The organism is Kitasatospora sp. NPDC001132, assembly GCF_053598415.1.
Genome location: NZ_JBSFKF010000042.1, coordinates 38,594 through 61,747 on the forward strand (window position 1 = coordinate 38,594; position 23,154 = coordinate 61,747).

18 protein-coding genes are annotated in these 23,154 nt (G+C 75.3%); 12 read left to right on the plus strand and 6 right to left on the minus strand.

Going from position 1 to position 23,154, the window contains the following annotated elements; genetic code table 11:
- Window positions 1-816, minus strand: coding sequence for a M23 family metallopeptidase (locus ACWDBE_RS35095; protein WP_449809964.1), 816 nt, complete (start codon window positions 814-816; stop codon window positions 1-3).
- A 324-nt stretch (window positions 817-1,140) separates the two neighbouring features.
- On the opposite strand from ACWDBE_RS35095, the gene ACWDBE_RS35100 reads away from it, so the two are divergent.
- On the plus strand, window positions 1,141-1,545 hold the full coding sequence (locus tag ACWDBE_RS35100; RefSeq protein ID WP_224285525.1) for a cobalamin B12-binding domain-containing protein: 405 nt from the start codon (window positions 1,141-1,143) through the stop codon (window positions 1,543-1,545).
- Window positions 1,546-1,617: 72 nt separating this feature from the next.
- Here the strand turns inward: ACWDBE_RS35100 and ACWDBE_RS35105 are convergent, their stop codons facing one another.
- Window positions 1,618-3,204, minus strand: coding sequence for a DUF5691 domain-containing protein (locus ACWDBE_RS35105; protein WP_449788209.1), 1,587 nt, complete (start codon window positions 3,202-3,204; stop codon window positions 1,618-1,620).
- 11 nt (window positions 3,205-3,215) lie between these two features.
- Entirely contained in the window at window positions 3,216-4,508 is a 1,293-nt protein-coding gene (locus ACWDBE_RS35110) for an SWIM zinc finger family protein (RefSeq protein WP_449809965.1), read from the minus strand.
- A 167-nt stretch (window positions 4,509-4,675) separates the two neighbouring features.
- Between ACWDBE_RS35110 and ACWDBE_RS35115 the strand changes: the two genes are divergently transcribed.
- From ACWDBE_RS35115 to sucD, 5 genes are all read left to right on the plus strand, one after another.
- Window positions 4,676-5,758 carry an ATP-binding protein gene (locus ACWDBE_RS35115; RefSeq protein ID WP_402416679.1) on the plus strand — a complete coding sequence of 361 codons (1,083 nt, stop codon included), beginning with the start codon at window positions 4,676-4,678 and terminating at the stop codon, window positions 5,756-5,758.
- Complete coding sequence (locus ACWDBE_RS35120; protein ID WP_449809972.1) at window positions 5,716-8,148, plus strand: DUF5682 family protein; 2,433 nt, start codon at window positions 5,716-5,718, stop codon at window positions 8,146-8,148. Before ACWDBE_RS35115 ends, ACWDBE_RS35120 begins: the two co-directional genes overlap by 43 nt.
- A gap of 63 nt (window positions 8,149-8,211) precedes the next feature.
- Window positions 8,212-9,378, plus strand: coding sequence for a VWA domain-containing protein (locus ACWDBE_RS35125; protein ID WP_392867209.1), 1,167 nt, complete (start codon window positions 8,212-8,214; stop codon window positions 9,376-9,378).
- 302 nt (window positions 9,379-9,680) lie between these two features.
- Window positions 9,681-10,853, plus strand: a complete 1,173-nt coding sequence (gene sucC / locus ACWDBE_RS35130) for an ADP-forming succinate--CoA ligase subunit beta (RefSeq protein WP_449788212.1) — start codon at window positions 9,681-9,683, stop codon at window positions 10,851-10,853.
- 18 nt (window positions 10,854-10,871) lie between these two features.
- Window positions 10,872-11,762, plus strand: a complete 891-nt coding sequence (gene sucD, locus ACWDBE_RS35135; RefSeq protein WP_449788213.1) for a succinate--CoA ligase subunit alpha — start codon at window positions 10,872-10,874, stop codon at window positions 11,760-11,762.
- Window positions 11,763-11,838: 76 nt separating this feature from the next.
- Here sucD and ACWDBE_RS35140 read toward each other — a convergent pair whose 3' ends face one another.
- Window positions 11,839-14,178, minus strand: a complete 2,340-nt coding sequence (locus ACWDBE_RS35140) for a LuxR C-terminal-related transcriptional regulator (protein ID WP_449809966.1) — start codon at window positions 14,176-14,178, stop codon at window positions 11,839-11,841.
- 132 nt (window positions 14,179-14,310) lie between these two features.
- On the opposite strand from ACWDBE_RS35140, the gene ACWDBE_RS35145 reads away from it, so the two are divergent.
- Window positions 14,311-15,729: a cell division protein PerM gene (locus ACWDBE_RS35145; protein WP_449809967.1), complete on the plus strand. Its 1,419-nt coding sequence runs from the start codon at window positions 14,311-14,313 to the stop codon at window positions 15,727-15,729.
- 48 nt (window positions 15,730-15,777) lie between these two features.
- Here the strand turns inward: ACWDBE_RS35145 and ACWDBE_RS35150 are convergent, their stop codons facing one another.
- A complete protein-coding gene (locus ACWDBE_RS35150) occupies window positions 15,778-16,422 on the minus strand; it encodes a hypothetical protein (protein ID WP_449788216.1) in 645 nt (214 codons plus the stop codon).
- Between the two features lie 424 nt (window positions 16,423-16,846).
- Here ACWDBE_RS35150 and purN point away from each other — a divergent pair, with 424 nt between their 5' ends.
- The gene (gene purN, locus ACWDBE_RS35155; RefSeq protein WP_449788217.1) at window positions 16,847-17,506 is read left to right on the plus strand and encodes a phosphoribosylglycinamide formyltransferase; all 660 of its coding nucleotides are present in this window, start codon (window positions 16,847-16,849) and stop codon (window positions 17,504-17,506) included.
- Window positions 17,503-19,080 carry a bifunctional phosphoribosylaminoimidazolecarboxamide formyltransferase/IMP cyclohydrolase gene (purH, locus tag ACWDBE_RS35160; RefSeq protein ID WP_449809968.1) on the plus strand — a complete coding sequence of 526 codons (1,578 nt, stop codon included), beginning with the start codon at window positions 17,503-17,505 and terminating at the stop codon, window positions 19,078-19,080. Before purN ends, purH begins: the two co-directional genes overlap by 4 nt.
- 96 nt (window positions 19,081-19,176) lie before the next feature.
- On the opposite strand, the gene ACWDBE_RS35165 is transcribed toward purH, so the two are convergent.
- The gene (locus ACWDBE_RS35165) at window positions 19,177-19,791 is read right to left on the minus strand and encodes a hypothetical protein (RefSeq protein ID WP_449788219.1); all 615 of its coding nucleotides are present in this window, start codon (window positions 19,789-19,791) and stop codon (window positions 19,177-19,179) included.
- Window positions 19,792-20,440: 649 nt separating this feature from the next.
- Here ACWDBE_RS35165 and ACWDBE_RS35170 point away from each other — a divergent pair.
- From ACWDBE_RS35170 to ACWDBE_RS35180, 3 genes are all read left to right on the plus strand, one after another.
- On the plus strand, window positions 20,441-21,295 hold the full coding sequence (locus ACWDBE_RS35170) for a bifunctional methylenetetrahydrofolate dehydrogenase/methenyltetrahydrofolate cyclohydrolase (protein WP_392867187.1): 855 nt from the start codon (window positions 20,441-20,443) through the stop codon (window positions 21,293-21,295).
- Between the two features lie 19 nt (window positions 21,296-21,314).
- Complete coding sequence (locus tag ACWDBE_RS35175) at window positions 21,315-21,740, plus strand: DUF3017 domain-containing protein (RefSeq protein ID WP_449788220.1); 426 nt, start codon at window positions 21,315-21,317, stop codon at window positions 21,738-21,740.
- Between the two features lie 330 nt (window positions 21,741-22,070).
- Window positions 22,071-23,063, plus strand: a complete 993-nt coding sequence (locus ACWDBE_RS35180; protein ID WP_449809969.1) for a malate dehydrogenase — start codon at window positions 22,071-22,073, stop codon at window positions 23,061-23,063.
- The last annotated feature ends 91 nt before the right edge of the window (window positions 23,064-23,154 follow it).

Here is a 23,154-nt window from a genome sequence, read left to right on the forward strand (position 1 = left end):
CTAGCGCGGGTCCAGGCCGTTCGAGAGGAACCAGGGCAGCGGGTCGATCGGCCCGCTGCCCTGCGGCCGGATCTCGAAGTGCAGGTGCGGGCCGGTGCTGTTGCCGCTGCTGCCGACGAAGGCGACCACGTCGCCCTGCTTCACCGGGCCCTTGCGCACCTTGTACGCCCGCAGGTGGCAGTACCAGGCCTCGGTGCCGTCGGACATCTTGATGATCGTCATGTAGCCGTAGAACGGGTTCCACTGGGTGCGGAGGGTGCCGTCGGCCACGGCGTAGACCTCGGAGCCGCCGTCCACCGGGAAGTCGATGCCGGTGTGCCGGTTGGCCCAGTGGGTGCCGGCCTCGCCGAACACCTCGCCGAGGCCGTGCCGGGCGACCGGCATGACCACCTTGGGCTTGACCGGCTCGGGCGCCGGCTCGGCGGTGGGCTGCGCGGTGGGGGCCTCGGCGGGGGCGTCGGCGGGCTGGGCGCCGGCCAGCGGCTGGCGGGCGTCGCCGCGCGAGGCCTGGGCCGGTGCGCCGGCCGCGACCGCCTGGGCGGCCGCCGTCCGCGCGGCCGCGGTGTCCGGGGCGTTGTCCGTCGCCGTCTGCGGCACCCGCCCGGCGGCCTGGGCGCGCTGCTGGTCGGCCTCGCCCTGCACGGTGACCGCCGCTGCGGCGGCCACGCCGAGCGCCGCCACCGACGGCAGCGCGACCCGCAGCAGTGCCGTCCGGGTGGCCGCCTTGGCGGCGCCGCGGCGCTGGGCACGGGACTGTTCGCGGGCCGCGAGGCGCAGCTCCGCACGGGTCGGACGGGCGGCTGCATCGGGAGCCATCGGGGGCTGCCTCCTCGGTGGGCCTCGGACGTCGTCGGGCGAGGGGGAGAACAGCCGTGACTGTAACCGCAAGGTCGACGCTCCGGAAAACCCTCCGGATGTCAAGGGGGCGGCCGGGGGGTCTGTGCGGAGGTTGCGGGAAGGAGGGGTATACCCGCTGGTAGCAAGGCCCGGAGCTGTGACTTTGCCCTCCTCTTGGGGGGTGGCACGGTCAACCGTGCCCGGTGGCGCTAACCTCCCCTCAGATTGGTTATTGACCGTTAACCGCGCCGGCGGCCCACGAGGCCCGGTCGGATGGTGGACGACGATGTCCAGGAGGCAGTCATGAGTGTGTCGGGGCCGATCCGTGTGGTGGTCGCCAAGCCCGGGCTCGACGGTCACGACCGTGGTGCCAAGGTCATCGCGCGTGCCCTGCGCGACGCCGGTATGGAGGTCATCTACACCGGACTGCACCAGACGCCCGAGCAGGTCGTCGACACCGCGATCCAGGAGGACGCGGACGGCATCGGGCTGTCGATCCTCTCCGGCGCCCACATGACGCTGTGCGCGCGGGTGCTGGAGCTGCTGAAGGAGCGCGACGCGGAGGACATCAAGGTCTTCTGCGGCGGGATCATCCCGGACGAGGACATCGCCGAGCTCAAGGCGATGGGCGTCGCGGACATCTTCACCCCGGGCACGCCGACCCGGGACGTGGTCGCCTGGGTCGAGTCGAACCTGCGGGCGGGCTGAGCCACCGGGCGTCGAGCGGGCCGGCCCCTCCCGGGACCGGCCCGCTCCGTCGTGTCCGGTGCTCCGCCGGGTTCAGCCCGCCAGCTCCGCGAGCATCGCCGCCCGGAAGCGCAGGGTGCCGGCCAGCCGGGCGAAGGTCTCGGACCACGCGGAGTCCGGGGCGGCCTCGGCGGCCAGCTCCTCCACCGCGGCGGCCGACTCCGGGGAGAGCGCGCGCTCCGTCATCCCGAGCACCCCGCTGTGGCTCCACGGGTACGCCCCGGAGGCCGCCGCCCGGGCCAGCGCCGTCACCACGGCGGTGGACAGCGGCGGCGTCCACGGGGTGGCGCAGGCGCCGAGCAGTTGGAAGGCCTCGCCCAGTCCGTGCACCGTGATGAACGCGGCCGTCCAGGCGGCCCGCTCCTGTGGCGGGAGGACGGCCAGCAGCTTGGCCGGGGCGCCGGTGGCCCGCGGCGAGCGGGTCCGGGCGCCGCGTCCGGGCGGGGCCGGGGCCGGGCCGAGCAGCGCCCGGGCCCAGTCGGCGTCCTGCTGACGGACGGCTGCCCGCGCCCAGGCCTCGCGCAGGTCGTCGGCCCAGCTGCTGCTGGCCTCGTCGAGGCTGTCGCCGACCCGCAGGGCGAGCAGCTGCTCGGGCGTCAGCCCGGTGCTCGTCGACCAGGTCGCCAGTGGCGCGGCGGCCACCACCTCGCCGAACCACCAGGCCCGTTCGCCGCGCCCGGTGGGCGACTTGGGGGCGATCCCGTCGCGCTGCATCCGGGCGTCGCACTCGGCGGGCGGGGTGACCAGCAGGTGGGTGCCGGTGTCGGCGAGCCGGACGGCGGCCCGGGCCCGCTCGGCCATCCGGTGGGCCAGCGCCGAGTCGGGCAGGGCGGAGAGCAGCTCGGCGGCGGTGGCCCGGACGTTCTTGCTGCGGTCGCCGAGGGCGGCCTCCAGGAACGGTTCGTCGGCGGGGGAGAGGCCCTCCTGGAGGGCGTCCAGGAAGAGCAGACGGTCCTCGGCGCGCTCGGTGGCCCAGGTGCCGCGCAGCAGTTCCAGGCCGGCCGCGGGATCGCGGCGGCGCAGCAGCGTGAGGTGGGTGACCCGCTCGGCGAACAGGCCCTCGTGCCAGAGCCGGTCGTCCGCGCACTCCTGCGGCAGCTCGGGCGTGGTGGTGCGCAGCACGAACCGCCAGTCGGGGTTCTGCTCGGCCAGCCAGCGGCCCAGCGGACCGGCCAACGCCACGGCGTCGGGCCGCAGTTCGCTGCGGGCGCGGGCGGCGTCGAGCAGGCCGGGCACCAGCGCGGCGGGCGGGCGCAGGCCGCTCGCCCGGGCGGCGGTGAGCCACTGGGGCAGCAGCTCGGCCAGGTTGGCCAGGGTGCCGCCGCCGGCGCCGGTCCGGCCCGAGAGCAGGACGGCCAGGCGGCGGGCTGCGGGCTCCGGCAGTTCCGGGCGGGTGTCCTCGGCCGCGGGCGGGCCGGGCGGCTCGGCGGCCGGTACGGGCAGCGCGCCGGCCCGGCGGCGGACGGCGGCCAGCGCGGCCAGCTCCAGCAGGGCGGCGGCCTGGTCGCCCCGGTCCACGGCGTCGGCGAGCGGCAGGGCGGTGGCCGGGAGCGGTCGGCGGTCGGTCCCGAGCAGGGCGCTGGTCTGCAGGGTCTCCCACGGGTCCTGGGTGGTCGTCATTCTCGGTGCTCCTAAGCGTTGGTGAGGCCGACCGGGCGTCGGCCGGCAGCCCAGGCCGTGACCGGGGCGAAGCCCTGGTGGCCGTACTCGCCGAAGACCGTGAGCGGGCGGCCGGTGGAGACCGCGGCCAGCCGCCACAGCGCGGCCTCCGGGGCGGTCGAGGTGCGGACCGGCACGGTGTGGTGGCCGTCCGTCAGGAACCAGCCGTCCGGGGTGCGGACCGGGACGACGTCGCCGAGCACCGTCGGTCGGCTCTCCAGCCACGGGTCGTCGGCGACGGCGGTGCCGTAGCCGGCCACCGCCTCGGCGACCGTCAGCCCCGCGGGCGGCCCGGCGGGGCCCGGCTCGGGGGCGCCGTAGCGCTTGCAGAGGGTGGCGCGCAGCGGATGGGCGCCGGGGTAGTAGGCGAGCTGGGCCTCCACCAGGTGGCCGGTGGGCAGGGCGAGGGCGGGCGCCTGGCCGGAGTGGCCGAAGGCGAGCAGCAGGGCCGGGCGGCCGGTCTTGGCGCCGCGCAGCCAGACCCGGCGGGTGGTGAGCCGCTCGACCGTGGTGTCCCGGCTGCCGAGCACCAGCCAGCGGTCGCGGACGCCGGTCCCCAGCGTGCTGTCGTCCGCGGGGTACCCGACCCGGGTGCGGACGGTGGCGGCCAGTTCGGGCGGCAGCTCGTCCATCCGGGTGGCGGCGGTGGCGAGCAGGTGCAGCATCGCGTACTCCTCCAGCAGCCGCTCCTGCGGCAGCGCGTCCAGTTCGCGGACCCGGGTGGCCAGGCCGGGGGCCTGCGCGTCGACCATCCGGGCGGCGACCTCCTCCCAGGGCCCGGCGGTGGACTGGTCGGCCAGGCCGTGCCGGACCCGGTCGGTCAGCCGCAGCCGCAGTTCGGCGGCCCCCGCGGTGACCCGGGCGCCGCGCTTCTCGGCCCGCCGCCGTGCGGCCTCCGGGTCGACCGGCTCCGCCGCGCGCTTCTCCGTGCGCTCCTGGCGGGACTTGAGCCACTCGGCGACCCAGTCGGCGGGCTCGCCGGCCGGGACGGCCTGCGGGGTGCCGCTCCACAGCAGGAGGAGCCCGAGCGCGTGCTTGCACGGGAACTTCCGGCTGGGGCAGCTGCACTGGTAGGCGGGCGTGGCGAGTTCGATCGCGGTGCGGTACGGCGTGCGGCCGCTGCCCTTGCACTCCCCCCAGAGCGCGGTGCCGTCGGTGCCGGTGCCGGACCACGGCGCGGGCGCGGAGAGCTTGCCCGCCGCCTTCTGCGAGGCGGCGTCAGGTGCCAGGGACAGGACGTGTTCGGTGCTCCAGCGTTCCTCCATGCGACCGACCGTAGGTGGCGGCACTGACAGCGGCTGACGGGCCGTTCGCGGGCCCAGCCGGGTTGTCAGTGGCTCGGTGCAGGGTTGTTCCCAACAGGTCCTGACTCCCCGATCACCATTGCGCCCGGGGCACCCGTGTGCCCGGGGCCGACCCGAAGGAGCCCGAGATGGCCGACGTTCTGCGGCAGCACGCCGAGGACGCGTTCGCCGGTGAACTGGCCGCACTGGCCGCGCAGGACGACCGTCCGCGCCCCGAGCGCTGGAAGCTCTCGCCGTGGGCCGTGGCGACGTACCTGCTCGGCGGTGAACTGCCCGACGGCACCCGGATCACCCCCAAGTACATCGGCCCGCGCCGGGTCGTCGAGGTCGCCGTGACGACCCTGGCGACGGACCGCGCGCTGCTGCTGCTCGGCGTGCCGGGCACCGCGAAGACCTGGGTGTCCGAGCACCTGGCGGCGGCGATCAGCGGCGACTCCACGATGCTGGTGCAGGGCACCGCCGGCACCCCCGAGGAGGCCGTCCGGTACGGCTGGAACTACGCCCAGCTGCTCACCCACGGGCCCAGCCGGGACGCCCTGGTGCCCTCGCCGCTGATGCGGGCGATGGCCGACGGCAAGATCGCCCGGGTCGAGGAGCTCACCCGCATCCCCGCCGACGTACAGGACAGTCTGATCACCATCCTGTCCGAGAAGACGCTCCCGATACCGGAGTTGGGAGCCGAGACCCAGGCGGTGCGCGGCTTCAACGTGATCGCCACCGCCAACGACCGCGACCGCGGCGTCAACGAGCTGTCCAGCGCGTTGCGCCGCCGCTTCAACACCGTGGTGCTGCCGCTGCCGGGTTCGCTGGACGAGGAGGTCGACATCGTCACCCGCCGGGTCAACCAGCTCGGCCGCTCCCTGGACCTGCCCGAACTGCCCGGCGGCGCCGAGGAGATCAGGCGCGTGGTCACCGTCTTCCGCGAGCTGCGGGCCGGGATCACGGTGGACGGCCGGACGAAGGTCAAGACCCCGAGCGGCACCCTCTCCACCGCCGAGGCGATCTCGGTGGTGACCAACGGGCTGGCCCTGGCCGCCCACTTCGGCGACGGCGTGCTGCGCGCCGGGGACGTGACGGCCGGCATCCTCGGCGCCGTCGTCCGCGACCCGGTGGCGGACCGGGCGGTCTGGCGCGAGTACGTCGAAGGGGTGGTGCGCGAGCGCGACGGCTGGAAGGACTTCTACCGCGCCGCCCGCGAGGTGACGGCGTGACGTCCGAGGTCACCCTGCTGGGCATCCGCCACCACGGCCCCGGATCCGCCCGAGCGGTGGCCGCCGCGCTGGTGCGGTGGCGGCCGGACGCGGTGCTGATCGAGGGCCCGCCGGAGGCCGACGCGATCGTTTACCTGGCCGCCGAGAAGGACCTCGTCCCGCCGGTGGCGCTGCTCGCCCACGCGGTGGACGACCCGGCGAGGGCCGCCTTCTGGCCGTACGCCGAGTTCTCCCCGGAGTGGGTGGCGATCCGGCACGCCGTCGACCACGACCTGCCGGTCCGCTTCATCGACCTGCCCGCCGGGTACGGCTTCGCGCCGGAGGAGGAGGGCACCGAAGCGGGGGGCACCGAGGAGGACGGCGCGCGGGAGGGCGCCGAGCCGGTCGCCGACCCACTGGCGCTGCTCGCCGAGGCGGCCGGGCACGACGACGCCGAGCGCTGGTGGGAGGACGTGGTCGAGCACCGCGCGCCCGGCGGCGACGCGCTGGCGCCGTTCGCCGCCGTCGCCGAGGCGATGGGCGCGCTGCGCGCGGAGGGCCTCGGCGAGTCCCGCCGGGACCGGCTGCGCGAGGCGCACATGCGCCAGCAGATCCGCGCCGCCCGCCGCGCCGGGCACCGGCGGATCGCCGTGGTCTGCGGGGCCTTCCACGTCCCCGCGCTGGAGCGGATGCCCACCGTCGCCCACGACCGGGCGCTGCTCGCCGGGCTGCCGAAGAAGGTGCGCACGGACATCACCTGGGTGCCGTGGACGCACCGCCGGCTCTCCCAGTCCGCCGGCTACGGCGCGGGCGTGCAGTCGCCCGGCTGGTACCACCACCTGTTCACCACCGACGGGGACCCGGTCCCGCGCTGGCTCACCCGGGCCGCCGAACTGCTGCGCGCCGAGGACCACCCGGTCTCCTCCGCGCACGTGATCGAGGCGGTCCGCCTCGCCGAGACGCTGGCCGTGCTGCGCGGCCGCCCGCTCGCCGGGCTGACCGAGACCCTGGACGCGGTGCGCGCGGTGCTCTGCGAGGGCTCGGACGTCGCCCTGGAGCTGGTCCGGGACCGCCTGGTGGTCGGCGACGCGCTGGGCGAGGTCCCGGACGCCGCGCCGGCGGTACCGCTCCAGCGCGACCTCACCCGGCTGCAGCGCTCGCTGCGGCTCAAGCCCGAGGCCGCGCCGAAGGACGTCGACCTCGACCTGCGCAAGGACACCGACGCGGCCCGCTCCCGGCTGCTGCACCGGCTGCGGCTGCTGGGCGTGGACTGGGGCGTGCCCGCGCGGTCCTCGGTGAACTCGACCGGGACGTTCCGGGAGAGCTGGCGGCTGTGCTGGCAGCCCGAGTTCGCGGTCCGGATCGCCGAGGCCGCCCAGTGGGGCACCACGGTCGAGGAGGCGGCGGTCAACAAGGCCGTCGGCACCGCCCGCGCCGCCGAGGAACTCGCCGAGCTGACCGGCCTGGTGGAGACCTGCCTGCTGGCCGGGCTGTCCGGGGCACTGCCCGCCGTGATGCGGGTGCTCGCCGACTGCGCGGCCCTGGACACCGACGTCGCGCACCTCGCGGGCGCGCTGCCCGCGCTGGTCCGCGCGCTGCGCTACGGCGACGTGCGCGGCACCGACCACGGGGCGCTCGCCGAGGCGGCCTCGGGCCTGGCCGAGCGGATCTGCGTCGGACTGCCGCCCGCCTGCGTCGGTCTGGACGCGCAGGGCGCGGAGGCGATGCGCGGCCGGCTCGACGAGGTGCACGGCGCGATCGGGCTGCTGGCCGCCGATCCCGCCGCCTCCGCCACCACGGAAGACGCCGCCGTCGAAGAGGCCGCCGTCGAAGAGGCCGCCGAAGGCACCGCACCGGATCCGGAAGGCCTGGCCGGCCTGGCCGACCGCTGGGCCGCCGCCCTGCGCTCGCTGGCCCGCCGCGAGCCGGCCGGCGGACCGGCCACCGGCGCCCCCGGGCTGCTGCGCGGTCGCGCCGTGCGACTGCTGCTGGACGACGGCCGGCTCGACTCCGAGGAGGCCGGCCGACGGCTGCGGCTGGTGCTCTCCGTCGCCAACGCCCCGGCGGACGCGGCCGGTTGGGTCGAGGGCTTCCTGACCGGCGGCGGCGCCCTGCTGCTGTACGACCCCCGGCTGCTCGCCCTGCTGGACGAGTGGCTGACCGGGGTGAGCGGCGAGGTCTTCACCGACGTCCTGCCGCTGCTGCGCCGCACCTTCGCCGGACTGGAGGCGGGCGTGCGCACCACCATCGGCGGCCGGGTCGCGGCCGGCCCGCTCGGCGAGCTCCCGGCCGCCCGGGCCGAGTCCGGCGAGCTGGACCGGGCCCGCGCCGACGCCGCCGTCCCTGTGGTGGCCCTGCTGCTCGGGCTCCGTCCGACGATCCCCCGGCAGGCCGCCGGCCGCGACACCTGACACCGCCGCACCGCCGTACCGAACGCCTGCCCCACCGCAGGACCCGCTGAAGAGGAGGACGAGATGGCAGCGCCCACGACCGACGAACGGCTGCGCCGCTGGCGGCTGGTGCTCGGCGGCGAGGCCGACGGCACCGGCTGCACCCTGCGCGGCCGCGACGCCGCGATGGACGGCGCCCTCGCCGCGCTCTACCGGGGCGCCCCCGAGGAGGGCGCCCGGGGCGGTCGCGGCGGCCGCCGCAGCGCCGGGCTGGGCGGCTCGGCCCCGCAGGTGGCCCGCTGGCTGGGCGACATCCGCGAGTACTTCCCGTCCACCGTCGTGCAGCTGATGCAGCAGGACGCGATCACCCGGCTCGGCCTGGACCGGCTGCTGCTGGAACCGGAGATGCTGGAGGCCGTCGAGCCGGACGTGCACCTGGTCGGCACCCTGCTGTCGCTCAAGCACGCGCTGCCCGAGACCACCCGGGAGACCGCGCGGGCGGTGGTCGGCAAGGTGGTCGCCGACCTGGAGCGCCGACTCGCCGACCGCACCCGGGCCACCCTCGGGGGCGCCCTCGACCGCAGCGCCAAGGTCAACCGGCCGCGCCACCGGGACATCGACTGGGACCGCACCATCCGGGCCAACCTGAAGAACTACCTGCCCGAGCACGGCACCGTCGTCCCCGAGCGGCTGGTCGGCTACGCCCGCGCCCAGCAGGCCGTGAAGAAGGACGTCATCCTCTGCATCGACCAGTCCGGCTCGATGGCGCCCTCGGTCGTCCACTCGGCGGTCTTCGGCGCGGTGCTCGCCTCGATGCGCACCCTGGACACCCGACTGGTCGTCTTCGACACCTCGGTGGTCGACCTCACCGAACAGCTCACCGACCCGGTCGACGTCCTGTTCGCCACCCAGCTCGGCGGCGGCACCGACATCAACCGCGCGCTCGCCTACTGCCAGTCGAAGATCACCCGGCCCTCCGAGACCGTCGTGGTGCTGATCAGCGACCTGTACGAGGGCGGCATCCGGGACGGCATGCTCAAGCGGGTCGCCGCGATGAAGGCGGCCGGCGTCCAGTTCATCGCCCTGCTCGCGCTCTCCGACGAGGGGGCCCCGGCGTACGACCACGCGCACGCCGCCGCCCTGGCCTCGCTCGGCGCGCCGGCCTTCGCCTGCACCCCCGACGCGTTCCCGGAGATCATGGCGGCGGCCATCGAGAAGCGTCCGATCCCCGTGCCGGACCAGAGGGCGTGAGGATTCACCCGAACGCGGTAATCCGCCCGATCGGTGGACCGGCCGCCCGCCCCGGCCTTCCGGGCATTCTGTGACGGTTCTCACCCAAGGCGGGCAGGCTCCCGGGCGGAACAGGCCCGTCCCACGGGGATAACCTGCCAGACGGACGTGACGCGCGTGTTGATTGACGTGTGCGCCCGTGGCTGTGTGGGCCGCAAGGCCGTATCTCTGCGTACCCGCACCGCCCCGACGACCCGCAGCGAAGATCCTGCCGTGGCACGCTCGTAGAGACACAATCCGCGACCACGAACAAGGACAAACACGTGGACCTGTTCGAGTACCAGGCGAGGGACCTCTTCGCCAAGCACGGTGTACCCGTGCTTGACGGCGATGTCATCGAGACCGCCGCAGACGCTGCCGCCATCGCGGAGCGCTTCGGCGGCCGCGCCGTCGTCAAGGCTCAGGTGAAGGTGGGCGGCCGAGGCAAGGCCGGCGGCGTCAAGCTCGCCGCCGACCCGGCGGACGCCGTCGCCAAGGCCGAGCAGATCCTCGGCATGGACATCAAGGGCCACACCGTTCACAAGGTGATGCTGGCCCAGACCGCGGACATCAAGGACGAGTACTACGTCTCGTTCCTGCTGGACCGCACCAACCGCACCTTCCTGGCCATGGCCAGCGTCGAGGGCGGCGTGGAGATCGAGGTCGTCGCCGAGCAGAACCCCGAGGCGCTCGCCAAGATCCCGGTCGACGCCAACGAGGGCTGCACCCCGGAGAAGGCCGCCGAGATCGTCGCCGCGGCGAAGTTCCCGGCCGAGGTCGCCGACCAGGTCGCCGAGGTCCTGCAGAAGCTGTGGACCGTCTTCATCAAGGAGGACGCCCTCCTCGTCGAGGTCAACCCGCTGATCAAGTCCGGCGACGGCAAGATCATCGCGCTCGACGGCAAGGTCTCCCTGGACGACAACGCCGAGTTCCGCCAGCCCGAGCACGAGGCCCTGGAGGACAAGGCCGCGGCCAACCCGCTGGAGGCCGCCGCCAAGGCCAAGGGCCTGAACTACGTCAAGCTCGACGGCCAGGTCGGCATCATCGGCAACGGCGCGGGCCTCGTCATGAGCACCCTCGACGTGGTCGCCTACGCCGGTGAGAAGCACGGCGGCGTCAAGCCCGCCAACTTCCTCGACATCGGCGGCGGCGCCTCCGCCGAGGTCATGGCGAACGGCCTGGAGATCATCCTGGGCGACCCCGACGTCAAGTCGGTCTTCGTCAACGTCTTCGGCGGCATCACCGCGTGCGACGCGGTCGCCAACGGCATCGTGCAGGCCCTGGAGCTCCTGAAGAGCAAGGGCGAGAACGTCACCAAGCCGCTGGTCGTCCGTCTGGACGGCAACAACGCGGAGCTGGGTCGCAAGATCCTCGACGACGCCAACCACCCGCTGGTCCAGCGCGTGGACACCATGGACGGCGCCGCTGACCGCGCCGCCGAGCTGGCCAACAAGTAAGGAAGGGGACTACACACCATGGCTATCTTCCTTACCAAGGACAGCAAGGTCATCGTCCAGGGCATGACCGGCTCCGAGGGCATGAAGCACACCCGCCGCATGCTCGCCTCCGGCACCCGGATCGTCGGCGGTGTCAACCCGCGCAAGGCCGGCACCACGGTCGACGTCGACGGCACCGAGATCCCGGTCTTCGGGTCGGTCGCCGAGGCGATGGAGAAGACCGGTGCCGACGTCACCGTCGTCTTCGTCCCGCCGGCGTTCACCAAGGCCGCCGTCGTCGAGGCCATCGACGCCGAGATCGGCCTGGCCGTCGTCATCACCGAGGGCGTCCCGGTGCACGACACCGCCGCCTTCTGGGCGCACGCCGGTGCCAAGGGCAACAAGACCCGCATCATCGGCCCGAACTGCCCCGGCCTGATCAGCCCCGGACAGTCGAACGCCGGCATCATCCCGGCCGACATCACCAGCTCCGGCAAGATCGGCCTGGTCTCGAAGTCCGGCACCCTGACCTACCAGCTCATGTACGAGCTGCGGGACATCGGCTTCACCTCGGCCGTCGGCATCGGTGGTGACCCGGTCATCGGGACCACCCACATCGACGCGCTCAAGGCCTTCCAGGAGGACCCGGAGACCGAGCTCATCGTCATGATCGGTGAGATCGGTGGCGACGCCGAGGAGCGTGCCGCGGCCTTCATCGCCGAGCACGTCACCAAGCCGGTCGTCGGCTACGTCGCGGGCTTCACCGCCCCCGAGGGCAAGACCATGGGCCACGCCGGCGCCATCGTCTCCGGCTCCTCGGGCACCGCCCAGGCGAAGAAGGAGGCCCTCGAGGCCGCCGGTGTCAAGGTCGGCAAGACGCCGTCCGAGACCGCCCGCCTGGCCCGCGAGATCATCGCCGCCCAGGCCTGATCCCGCCCCGCGCGTGACGAGCGCCCCCGCCCTTCCCGGGCGGGGGCGCTCGCCGTTCCGGCACGCCCAGGGCGGCTCAGTGCGCCCTCGGCCCCGTCGTGCAGGGCAGCGGCGACCACAGCCGGCAGACCACCGGGCCCTGCGGCGGGGGAGCGGCCGCCCGGCCCGCCGCCGGCAGCTCCCAGCGCGCGGCCGCCCGCGGCCGCGGCTCCACCAGGACGGCCTCCAGACCGGGCGCCGGGCTGCACCAGATGCTGGTGATGCCGTTCGGCGCCCCTCCGGGCAGCAGCGGCACGCTCGGCTCCGCCCCCTGCGCCCCGGCGGACAGGGCGGCGGGCAGGCACACCGCGGGTGCCGGCGGGTCGACCGACCGGAACAGCACCGCCGGGCGCACCCCCGACAGGGTCGCCAGCATCGCCCCGGCCACCGCGAACGTCAGCAGCGCCGCCGCACCCGTGCGGCTCGCCGTCCAGAGCCGGTGCCGGGCCCGCAGCACCGGCACCGGTGCCCGGTGCGGCTGCGGGCAGCCGCGCACCGCCGCCCGGTGCAGCTGCCGGCTCAGCCCGTCCGCGAAGCCCGGTGCCGCCGGGTCCGGCCCGACCAGCTCCGGCACCCACTGCGCCAGCGCCGCCCGGGCGGCCCACACCCGGCTCTCGGCCGCCACCCGCGTGGACTCCACCTCCACCGCGACCGCCGCGGCCGGCAGCCCCAGCCCGTCGTGCAGCACCAGTGCCCGGCGCTGTGGGCGGGACAGCCGCTTGAGCGCCTTCAGCAGCGCCCGGTCCCGGTCGGTCAGCCGGTCGTGGTCCGGCAGCACCGCCTGCGCCTCGTCGGCCGGGCGCACCCTGATCCGCCGGTGCGGCAGCGCCCACGGGTGCGAGCGGCGGGGCCCGCCCCGGTGCCACGGGGACAGCGCCAGCTCGCAGGCCCGCACCCGTACCCACCCCTCCGGGTTCCCCGAAGCGGCCACCGCGCCCCAGCGCCGCCGGGCCTCCCCGAACGCCAGCCGTACGCAGTGCACCGCCCGGTGCCGGCAGGCGGTCAGCAGGAACACCTGCTGCACCAGCCGGGTGTGCGCGGTCTCGTACAGCTCCTCGAACCTCACCGCCGGAGGCTGCGCGTCGAGGTCGTCGTCCCCGACCGAGGGCGCGGCGGCCAGCGCCACCCGGCCGGGACTGGCGGAACCGGGCCCGGTCGGGGCGGCGGCGGGGTACGGGTGCTCGCCGCGGTCGGCGGTGGTGCCGCCCGTGGAGGTGTTCGGCCCGGGGCCCGTGCTCGGGGACGTGGCGCGACGGTGCTCGGCCGGGTCGTGGAGGCGGGCCGTGGGCGTGGCGGTGGCGTCGCTTGTCCGGTCGGGGCCGACGGCCTTCGACCGCCCGCCGTCAGCCCGCCGCCCGGCCGTGGCGAAGTGTCCCGCGTGTTCCGGCGGGGTCTCCCGCGCCTGGTCGGGCTCGGCGGCCTGTGGCTGCCTGCCGTCGGACCCCTGCGTGGCCGGGGCCCGGCGTGACGTGTCGCCGGGGCGGGCGGCCGTGCCCGCGGGTGCCTGCGGCCCACGGCCGTCGCCGCTGCCGTTGCCCGGGGACGGGCGGCCGCTCGAGGTGGGGACGTTCTCCGGCCGATCCTGTTCGGTGCCGGGGTCAGTGGGCGTCGTCGGCCCACTTCCGCCGTCTGCGCCCCGGGCCCGCGCCTGTCCGGCGCCGGGGGCGCCGCCGCGCCTCCCGGGGGACGCGGGAGGCGTCGGCCCGCCTCCGCCGCCCGCGGGGCCCGCCGGCTCGTGGTTCCCGGCGGTCGGCTGACGCCGCGCGCCGACCGTCGCCGGTGCGGCCAGCGGCGCCCGTGGCACGGCGGCGCCGCTCGCCTGGCCCCCCGGCGCGCGGCCCTCGTGCGCGCGCCCCGGGGCGGCGCTCTTCGCGGGGGCCGGCGGCCTGCCGGAGGCCGGGCGCGGCTTCTCGGCCGGAGTCCGACGCGCCGCGCCGCCGTCCGCGTCCCGCGCCGGGCGGGCCGCCTTCCGGGCGTCGTCGGAGGTGCGTGGGGTGGGCTTCCCGGCTCGGGAGGGGCGCCGCTTCCTCGGCACGTCCCCACCCGCTGCCACATCGGCCGACGGGCGCCCGGCCCCGCGGACAGGGGCGGGTTCCTCGGGGCGCGTCAGGGTGCCGGCCAGCAGGGCGAGGGCCTCCGCCTCGGTGCGGGTGCCGAGCTTGCGCAGGGCGCGCTGGAGGTAGCTGCGGGCCGTGGTGGGGGTGACTCCGAGGGCGACGGCGGTGCGCGGAAGGTCGTGGCCGACCGAGAGGTGGGCCAGGACCTGGACCTCACGGGGGGTCAGTTCCCGTGGCGGACGGCCCGCGTCGGTCCCGGCACGGGTGGGCTTGCGCCGGCGCTCCGGGGTGGGGGAGTCGGCGGTGGTTGGCGTGGTCATCAGACGCTCCGGGCCGGGACGCCGGCGGCTTGGGGGCAGGGTCTGAAAATGCGCATAAGCCAATAATCTGGGACACGGCGGCGGTTTGGCGCTTCACGGAGCATGGCGAGTCGCCTTGGCACCATGTGGCCCATGACGCAGCTGATGGGCCGTCCGATCCTGCAATCGCCCGGTGAATCGGGTGGACGCCCCGCGCTGGCCGACCTGTTGACGGGAGTGCGGACGGCGCTGGTCGGCCTGGCCGTGGTCGGGGCGCCCGTGCTGGCGCTCTGGGTGGTGTCGCCGTACGCGGAGGACGGCGCGGCCGCCGTCACCCGGTTGGCGGGGGTGCTCTGGCTGCTCGGGCACGGCGCACCGGTGCTGCGCGGCCCGACGGACGCCCCGCTGACCGTCACTCCGCTGCTGCTCGGCGTCCTGGCCGTGGTCCGGCTCCACCGGGTGGCCGCCGGGGTGGCGGCGCGGCGCGGGCCGCGCTCGCGCTGGAGCGGTCCGGTGGCGGTCTGGGCGGGGTACTGCGCGGTGGCCGTCGGGGTGACGCTGCACTGCGCGGGGGGCGGGCTGTTCCGCAGCCGGGTGCTGCCGGACGTCCTGGCGGTGGCGCTGGTGGCGGGCCTGGCGACGGCCGCCGGGGCCCGTTCGGTGGCCGTCCTCGACCGGCAGGCCGATTCCCCGCTGGACCGCCTCCCGCCGCCGTACCGCCCGGTCGACGCCGGGCCGACGGTACGGGCCGCGGCGCTGGCGGCCGGAGCCGGGCTGGTCGCGGCGGGCGGCCTCCTGGTGGTGTCCTCGGCGGTGCTGGACGCGGTGGCCGGCGGCGGGCGCGGCATGGCGCTGCTGGGGAGCGGGCCCACCGCGCTGGCGGGGCTGGTGCTGCTCGCGCTGGTGCTGCTGCCGAACGCGGTGCTGTGGGGTGCGGCGTACGCGCTGGGCCCGGGTTTCGGGGTCGGCACCGGGACGGTGGTGTCGCCGGCCGCTACGGCGCTGGGTCCGGTGCCCGAGTTCCCGCTGTTCGCGCTGCTGCCGGCGGACGGCCCGGGCGGCTGGCGGCTGGCGGTGTCGGCCCTGCCGCTGCTGGCCGGGGTGGTGCCGGCGGTCCTGCTGGGGCGCGCGGCGGCGGGCCGGCGGCTGCCGGGCAGGGCCGGGGAGCGGCCCGAGCCCTGGTCGCCGGCCGCCACGGCGGTGGCCGCGCTGGCGGCGGCGCTGTCGGTCGGGGCCGGGGCGGCGGTGCTGGGCTGGCTCTCCGGCGGGGCGTTGGCGGGGGAGCGGCTGGCCTGGGTGGGGCCGGTGCCGTGGACGGGTCCGGCGGCGGCGGGCTGGATCGCGCTGGTCGCCGTCCCGGGCGCGCTGCTGGTCCGGTACCGCACGCTGGGCCCGGCGGACGGCGTGGACGTGTGCGCCCGGCTCGCGCGGCGCGTCCGCCGGGGCATGCTGGCGCTGCGCGCCGGTACGCACGCCCTCGTGCTGCGGCTCTCCGGAGTGGGTGCCAGGAGCGTCGGCGGACCGGGCCCCGACGAGCGGGACCCGGTCGACCGGGTGGATCAGGACGACTGACCGGGGCCGACCGGCCGGACGACCGACCGGCCCCGGACGTCGGCCCGGCTACTCGGTGTTCCCGGTGAAGTCCACGTACCACTGCGGCGCGTACCGGTCGCAGTTCTGGGCGCCGACGCTGGTCAGCGAGTCCTGCACACAGGTGACGTAGTCGCGGTAGTGGTACCCGAGGCCGATCACCGAGGTGGCGACCACGATGGTCATCGCGCCGGTCAGGATGCCGGCGAGCGCGGCCGGAGTGAGCGGGTTCGGTGCCGGCGCCGCGGGGAGCGGGCCGCCCGGGCCGGCGACCGTGGCGGCGGCCGGGGCGGCCCGCCGGGTCCGCAGCGCGCCGACACCCCAGACGATGCCGAGCGCCCCGATCAGCAGCGCGATCCAGTGGAACCCCATGAACAGGCAGACCAGCGCGAACGGCCCGGCCAGCGCGGCGTTGCGCGCCTTGCGGTGGGCCGGGTCGGCGAGGTCGAGCCGGGGCGGCTGCGGGGCCGGCGGCCGCCGGCCGGGTCGGCCGTCGTCGCCGGGGCCCCACGGCGGCGGCAGAACCGGACGCTCGCCGCCCTGGCCGTCGGGGTCGCCCGGCCCGTCGGCGCCGGGGCCGGCCCAGGGGCTGCGCGGCTGCCACGGCTGGTCCGGGGCATCCGCCGGCGGCGGCGCGAAGGGGTTGCGCTCACCGGTGTCGTCGCCGCTGCTCATGGGTTCAGCCATTCCTTCTCGGTCGGAGCTCGTTCGGAGGTTCTCGCGTCGGAGCGGTCTCCCGCGCCCCCAATGATCCCGCAGCCGTCCACCGGGCCACCGGCGGCCCGCGTCGAAGGGCCGGGCGGGACCGGATGGGGCTGTCGGCGGGGCCGTCGGCGGGCCGGTGCGGGCCGGGGCAACTCCGGTGCGGCGGGCCGGAGGAGATCCCCGTCTCAACTACGCGCGTAGCGCCGCCGGGAGGGTGCGGAGGCCGTCCGACCAGCCGTTATCGTGGTGACGGTCAGCAGCCCACAGAGGTTCCCCGGGCCCGCGTCGCGGCGGGTTTTCCCGGAGTTCCCCCTCGCTCGACCTGCCGTTCGTAGTGGCCCCACCGCCGGTGGACGTACCAGCGGACGGCGCCCGACCTACGGAGAAACGCGCAGTGGCCGCCGCCCCCGCCCAGCACTTCCCGCCCCGTAAGCCCGGACCGGCCCGCCTGGTGGTGCTGGTCTCCGGCTCCGGCACCAACCTGCAGGCGCTGATCGACGCCACGGCCGACCCGGCGTACGGCGCCGAGATCCTCGCCGTCGGCGCGGACCGGGACGGGATCGTCGGCCTGGACCGCGCGGAGAAGGCCGGCCTGCCGACCTTCGTCCACCGGGTGAAGGACCACCCCGACCGGGCCGAGTGGGACCGCGCGCTGACCGCCTCCGTCGCCGAGTACCGGCCCGACCTGGTGGTCACGGCCGGCTTCATGAAGATCCTCGGCCCCGAGTTCATCGCCGCCTTCGCCGGGCGGATCGTCAACACCCACCCCGCACTGCTGCCCTCCTTCCCCGGCGCGCACGGCGTCACCGACGCGCTCGCGTACGGGGTGAAGGTCACCGGCTGCACCGTCCACCTGGTCGACTCCGGCGTGGACACCGGGCCGATCATCGCGCAGGGCGTCGTCGAGGTCGTCGACGCCGACCACGCCGATGGCGGCGACGCGCTGCACGAGCGCATCAAGACTGTCGAGCGCAAGCTGCTCGTCGACGTCGTGGGCCGGCTGGCCCGCGAAGGTCACCGCATCGAGGACCGAAAGGTATGGATCCCGGCATGAGTGCCAGCTCCACCACCACGCCCGTTTCGGAGAACGTCCGTCCGATCCGTCGCGCGCTGATCAGCGTGTACGACAAGACCGGTCTGGAGGAGCTGGCCCAGGGCCTGCACGCCGCCGGGGTCGCCATCGTCTCCACCGGCTCGACCGCCGGCCGGATCGCCGCCGCCGGCGTCCCGGTGACCGAGGTCTCCGAGCTGACCGGCTTCCCGGAGTGCCTCGACGGGCGCGTGAAGACGCTGCACCCCCGCGTGCACGCCGGCGTGCTGGCCGACCTGCGGCTGGAGTCGCACCGGGCGCAGCTGGCCGAGCTGGGCGTCGAGCCCTTCGACCTGGTCGTGGTGAACCTCTACCCGTTCAAGGCCACCGTCGCCTCCGGCGCCACCCCGGACGAGTGCGTCGAGCAGATCGACATCGGCGGCCCGAGCATGGTCCGCGCCGCCGCCAAGAACCACCCCTCGGTGGCCGTGGTGGTCGACCCGGCCCGTTACGGCGACGTGCTGACGGCCGTCCGGGAGGGCGGCTTCGACCTGGCCACCCGCAAGCGCCTGGCCGGTGCCGCGTTCGCCCACACCGCCGCCTACGACGTGGCCGTCGCCTCCTGGTTCGAGGACGGCTACGCCCCGAGCGACGCGTACTTCCCCGAGTTCCTCGGCTCGACCTGGGAGCGGCAGAACGTGCTGCGCTACGGCGAGAACCCGCACCAGGGCGCCGCTCTGTACAGCGACGGCACCGGCGGCCTGGCCGGCGCGCAGCAGCTGCACGGCAAGGAGATGTCGTACAACAACTACGTCGACACCGACGCCGCCCGCCGCGCCGCCTACGACCACGCCGAGCCGGCCGTCGCGATCATCAAGCACGCCAACCCGTGCGGCATCGGGACCGGCGCCGACGTCGCCGAGGCGCACCGCAAGGCGCACGAGTGCGACCCGGTCTCCGCGTACGGCGGCGTGATCGCCGTCAACCGCCCGGTCACCGTCGCGCTGGCCGAGCAGATCGCCCCGATCTTCACCGAGGTCGTCGTGGCCCCCGGTTACGAGGAGGGCGCCCTGGAGGTGCTCACCCGCAAGAAGAACCTGCGGGTGCTGCTCGCCCCCGAGGCCCCGGCCAACCGCCAGGAGGTGCGCCCGATCTCCGGCGGCGTGCTGCTCCAGGACGCCGACCGGGTGCACGCCGAGGGCGACGACCCGGCGAACTGGACCCTCGCCAGCGGTGAGGCGCTGTCCGCCGGCGAGCTGGCCGAGCTGGCCTTCGCCTGGCGGGCCTGCCGGGCCGTCAAGTCCAACGCGATCCTGCTGGCCAAGGACGGCGCCTCGGTCGGTGTCGGCATGGGCCAGGTGAACCGGGTGGACTCCTGCAAGCTCGCGGTCGAGCGGGCCGGAGAGCGCGCCAAGGGCTCCTACGCGGCCTCGGACGCCTTCTTCCCGTTCGCGGACGGCCCGGCGATCCTGATCGCGGCCGGCGTCAAGGCGATCGTCCAGCCCGGTGGCTCGATCCGCGACGAGGAGGTCGTCGCGGCGGCCGCCGAGGCCGGCGTGACCATGTACTTCACCGGTGCGCGGCACTTCTTCCACTGACACCGGTCCCGCCGTCGGCGGGACGGCGTGACGGAACGGCAGAGCGGCCCGGCCCCCTCCGAGGAGGGAGCCGGGCCGCTCTGCCGTTCCGGCCGGTCAGTACCGGGGCCGGTTGAACCACTTGACGCTGTCCTGGAGGCACATGGCGGTGATCCAGATGATGCTGACGGCCAGCCAGAGCAGGCCCGCGAGCAGACCCGTCGCGGAGCCGCTGCCGAGGGCGCCCAGCAGGATCAGCAGGCCGACCAGGCCGCCGAGCGAGCCGTACACGATGGTGGTGACCCGGACGGCGTTGCCGCCCTTGCCGAACTTCACGCCGAGCGTGATGGAGAGCGCGGCGAACAGCCCGAACACCACGCCGACGACGATCAGGACACCGCCGACGGCGTCGCCCAGCGCGAGGAACGAGTCGTCGCTGGTGGTCTTGCTGACCTGGCTGGTGGCGTCCTTGGCGACCGCCCCGAGGATCACGTAGCCGAACGCGGCGAGCGTCTGCACACCGCCGACGATGAACAGCAGCACCCGGGCGGCCGTCATCAGGCTCGGCATGGACACCGGGGCCACCGGCGCGTACCCGTAGCCCGGGGCGGCCTGCGGGTAGCCGTAGCCCGGGGCGGCCTGCGGCGGCGGGGCCTGCTGCGGGTAGCCGTAGCCGGGCGGGGCGGCCGGTGGCTGGCCGTACGGGTTGTTCGGGTCGGGCGGGTAACTCATGGATGCCTCCGGGCAGATTGCGGGGACGCGGGGACGGGACGCTGACGGCCCGGTGCGGTCGGTCGGTCGGGTCACCGACCGAAGGGGACGTTAGCGGAGCGGGGTGACAGCCCGGCGGCGGTGACGGGCGCCGCGGCTCGGCGGTGTGGTGAGCGTCAGGGGCGCGAGACGGTCGACGGGTTCGGTGCGGGCGGGACGGTGCCGCCGCGGTCGGACTGCTCGTTCTGCTGTGATCGGCTCACTGACTCTTTCCCCCGGGTACGCCCCGCCGCGGTGATCCGTCGGCCCGTCACCGGGCCGGTACACGGCGGGAATGCCCGCTTATCGTCATCCGGACGACGGGGCCGTGTCCAGCCGGTTCCGCGCGCCGGGCCCAGACTGTGGCGCAACCGCAATGTGCGGCGGACCTTCGTACCCGTCCGTTCACCCTCGCGTCCACCTGCGCCCCCACCCGTGCGCCCGTTCGCCGGGTGTCCTCCCGCCCCGGCGCCGGGCGTCCTCCCGCCCCGTTCGCAGGACGTCCTCCCGCCCCGGCCGGGAGGTCCTCCCGTACCGGTCCGGGCGGCCCGCCCCGCCGTCCCGGACCGCTCGTCGGGGCGGACCGCCGCCCTCGGTACGGAGACCCCCGGCGATCCGGGAGAATGGGGTCATGACTGCCCAGATTCTCGATGGCAAGGCCACCGCCGCCGCGATCAAGTCCGAACTCGCCGCCCGCGTGGCGGCCCTCAAGGCGAAGGGCGTCACGCCCGGCCTCGGCACCGTCCTGGTCGGCGACGACCCGGGCAGCCGCTGGTACGTGAACGGCAAGCACAAGGACTGCGCCGAGGTCGGCATCGCCTCGATCCAGCGCGAGCTGCCCGCCACCGCCACCCAGGAGGACGTGGAGAACGTCGTCCGCGAGCTCAACGCCGACCCGTCCTGCACCGGCTACATCGTCCAGCTGCCGCTGCCCAAGGGCCTGGACCAGAACCCGGTCCTGGAGCTGATGGACCCGGACAAGGACGCCGACGGCCTGCACCCGACCTCGCTCGGCCGGCTCGCCCTGGGCATCGACGGCCCGCTGCCGTGCACCCCGCTCGGCATCGTCGAGCTGCTGCGCCGCCACGACGTCGAGATCAACGGCGCCGAGGTGGTCGTGGTCGGCCGCGGCATCACCGTCGGCCGCTCGATCGGCCTGCTGCTGACCCGCCGCAGCGAGAACGCCACCGTCACCCTGTGCCACACCGGCACCCGGGACCTCGGCGCCCACCTGCGCAAGGCCGACATCATCGTGGCCGCCGCCGGTGTGCCGCACCTGGTCAAGCCGGAGGACGTCAAGCCGGGCGCCGCGGTGCTGGACGTGGGCGTCAGCCGCAGCGAGGGCAAGATCGTCGGCGACGTGCACCCGGGCGTGGCCGAGGTGGCCGGCTGGATCTCCCCGAACCCCGGCGGCGTGGGCCCGATGACCCGCGCGATGCTGCTCAACAACATCGTCGAGGCGGCCGAGCGCCGCGCCGGCATCTGACACCCCAGGGACGGCGAGCATGACTGAACCGCGACCGGCAGGCTCCCGCCGCAGGCCGGTCAAGACCACCGGCACCCTGCCGCCCGAGGGCTCGGCCGCGGCCCTCGGACGCGAGCACGCCCTGCCGGTGCGGCAGTGGCCGATCACGCTGGTCCTGCTGGTCGTCGGCGCCGGCCTCGCGGTCACCTGGTTCGCCGACTTCAAGGACGGGTTCAAGTACGGGCTGCTGATCCTCGGCGCCGGCGTGCTGCTCGGCGCGGTGCTGCGGCTGGTGCTGCCCGAGGTCGGGATGCTGGCGGTGCGCAGCCGCTTCACGGACGTGATCGTGCTGAGCTTCCTGGGCATCTCGATCGTGCTGCTGACCCTGGTGGCGCAGCCGAACCCGTGGCTGCAGATCCCGCTGCTCGACAACATCGGCCAGCTGATGGGCCGGCCCAGGCACTGAGGCCCCGGGCACTGAGGCCCGGACGCCGGGCCCCGGACGCCGGGCCCCGGGCACCGAGGCCCCGGGCACCGAGCCCCGGATGCCGGGTCCCGGGCGCCGAGTGCGCCCCGGGCACCGCTCCGCGGCCCCGTGACGGCCCCCGCCCGCCCATGGAAACCCAGGGCGTGGGCGGGGGCCGCCTTTCTTCTGTGATGCATCAGCCATGCCGGGACACCCGGCGTACGCTTCCCTTTGCGATAACCTGACGCCGGTCTCTCGACGTCGAGAGATCATCCTGGCTCCAGCGCCGGTGTGCCTGGGGCGCCTGGCGATTTGCTGGAGAAGGTAGAAATGACTCGCACCCCCGTCAACGTCACCATCACCGGAGCGGCCGGTCAGATCGGCTACGCGCTGCTCTTCCGCATCGCCTCGGGCCACCTGCTCGGCGCCGACGTGCCGGTGAACCTGCGCCTCCTGGAGATCCCGCAGGGCCTCAAGGCCGCCGAGGGCACCGCCATGGAGCTCGTCGACTGCGCCTTCCCGCTGCTGCGCGACATCACCATCACCGACAAGCCGGCCGAGGCCTTCGACGGCGCCAACGTCGCGCTGCTGGTCGGCGCCCGTCCGCGCACCGCGGGCATGGAGCGCGGCGACCTGCTCCAGGCCAACGGCGGCATCTTCGGCCCGCAGGGCAAGGCCATCAACGACCACGCCGCGGACGACATCAAGGTCCTGGTCGTCGGCAACCCGGCCAACACCAACGCCCTGATCGCCCAGCGCAACGCCCCGGACGTCCCGGCCGAGCGCTTCACCGCGATGACCCGCCTGGACCACAACCGCGCCGTCGGCCAGCTGTCCGCCAAGACCGGCGCCCTGGTCTCCGACATCAGGCGCGTCACCATCTGGGGCAACCACTCCGCGACCCAGTACCCGGACGTCTTCCAGGCCGAGATCGCCGGCAAGCCGGCCTTCGAGGCCGTCGGCAGCGACCTGGGCTGGCTGGAGAACGACTTCATCCCGACCGTCGCCAAGCGTGGCGCCGCCATCATCGACGCCCGTGGCGCCTCCTCGGCCGCCTCGGCCGCCAACGCCGCCATCGACCACGTGTACACCTGGGTCAACGGCACCGCCGAGGGCGACTGGACCTCCATGGGTGTCGTCTCCGACGGTTCCTACGGCGTTCCGGAGGGCCTGATCTCCTCGTTCCCGGTCACCACCAAGGACGGCGAGTTCAAGATCGTCCAGGGCCTGGAGATCTCCGACTTCTCGCGCGCCCGCATCGACGCCTCGGTCCGGGAGCTGGTCGAGGAGCGCGACGCGGTCCAGGAGCTGGGCCTCATCTGAGCCCGCCCCGCACGGCTTCACCGGCGGCCCGTCGCTTCCCTCCCGGAAGCGGCGGGCCGCCGCCGCGTCCGGCCCCTGACCAGATCGGAAG

Coding starts and splice junctions, on each gene's coding strand:
- ACWDBE_RS35100 (WP_224285525.1), top strand. CDS start 1,141: ATGAGTGTGTCGGGGCCGATCCGTGTGGTGGTCGCCAAGCCCGGGCTC.
- ACWDBE_RS35180 (WP_449809969.1), top strand. CDS start 22,071: ATGACTCGCACCCCCGTCAACGTCACCATCACCGGAGCGGCCGGTCAG.
- ACWDBE_RS35165 (WP_449788219.1), bottom strand. CDS start 19,791: ATGAGTTACCCGCCCGACCCGAACAACCCGTACGGCCAGCCACCGGCC.
- ACWDBE_RS35140 (WP_449809966.1), bottom strand. CDS start 14,178: ATGACCACGCCAACCACCGCCGACTCCCCCACCCCGGAGCGCCGGCGC.
- ACWDBE_RS35125 (WP_392867209.1), top strand. CDS start 8,212: ATGGCAGCGCCCACGACCGACGAACGGCTGCGCCGCTGGCGGCTGGTG.
- ACWDBE_RS35115 (WP_402416679.1), top strand. CDS start 4,676: ATGGCCGACGTTCTGCGGCAGCACGCCGAGGACGCGTTCGCCGGTGAA.
- ACWDBE_RS35110 (WP_449809965.1), bottom strand. CDS start 4,508: ATGGAGGAACGCTGGAGCACCGAACACGTCCTGTCCCTGGCACCTGAC.
- ACWDBE_RS35095 (WP_449809964.1), bottom strand. CDS start 816: ATGGCTCCCGATGCAGCCGCCCGTCCGACCCGTGCGGAGCTGCGCCTC.
- ACWDBE_RS35150 (WP_449788216.1), bottom strand. CDS start 16,422: ATGAGCAGCGGCGACGACACCGGTGAGCGCAACCCCTTCGCGCCGCCG.
- ACWDBE_RS35170 (WP_392867187.1), top strand. CDS start 20,441: ATGACTGCCCAGATTCTCGATGGCAAGGCCACCGCCGCCGCGATCAAG.
- ACWDBE_RS35175 (WP_449788220.1), top strand. CDS start 21,315: ATGACTGAACCGCGACCGGCAGGCTCCCGCCGCAGGCCGGTCAAGACC.
- sucD (WP_449788213.1), top strand. CDS start 10,872: ATGGCTATCTTCCTTACCAAGGACAGCAAGGTCATCGTCCAGGGCATG.
- ACWDBE_RS35145 (WP_449809967.1), top strand. CDS start 14,311: ATGACGCAGCTGATGGGCCGTCCGATCCTGCAATCGCCCGGTGAATCG.
- ACWDBE_RS35105 (WP_449788209.1), bottom strand. CDS start 3,204: ATGACGACCACCCAGGACCCGTGGGAGACCCTGCAGACCAGCGCCCTG.
- purH (WP_449809968.1), top strand. CDS start 17,503: ATGAGTGCCAGCTCCACCACCACGCCCGTTTCGGAGAACGTCCGTCCG.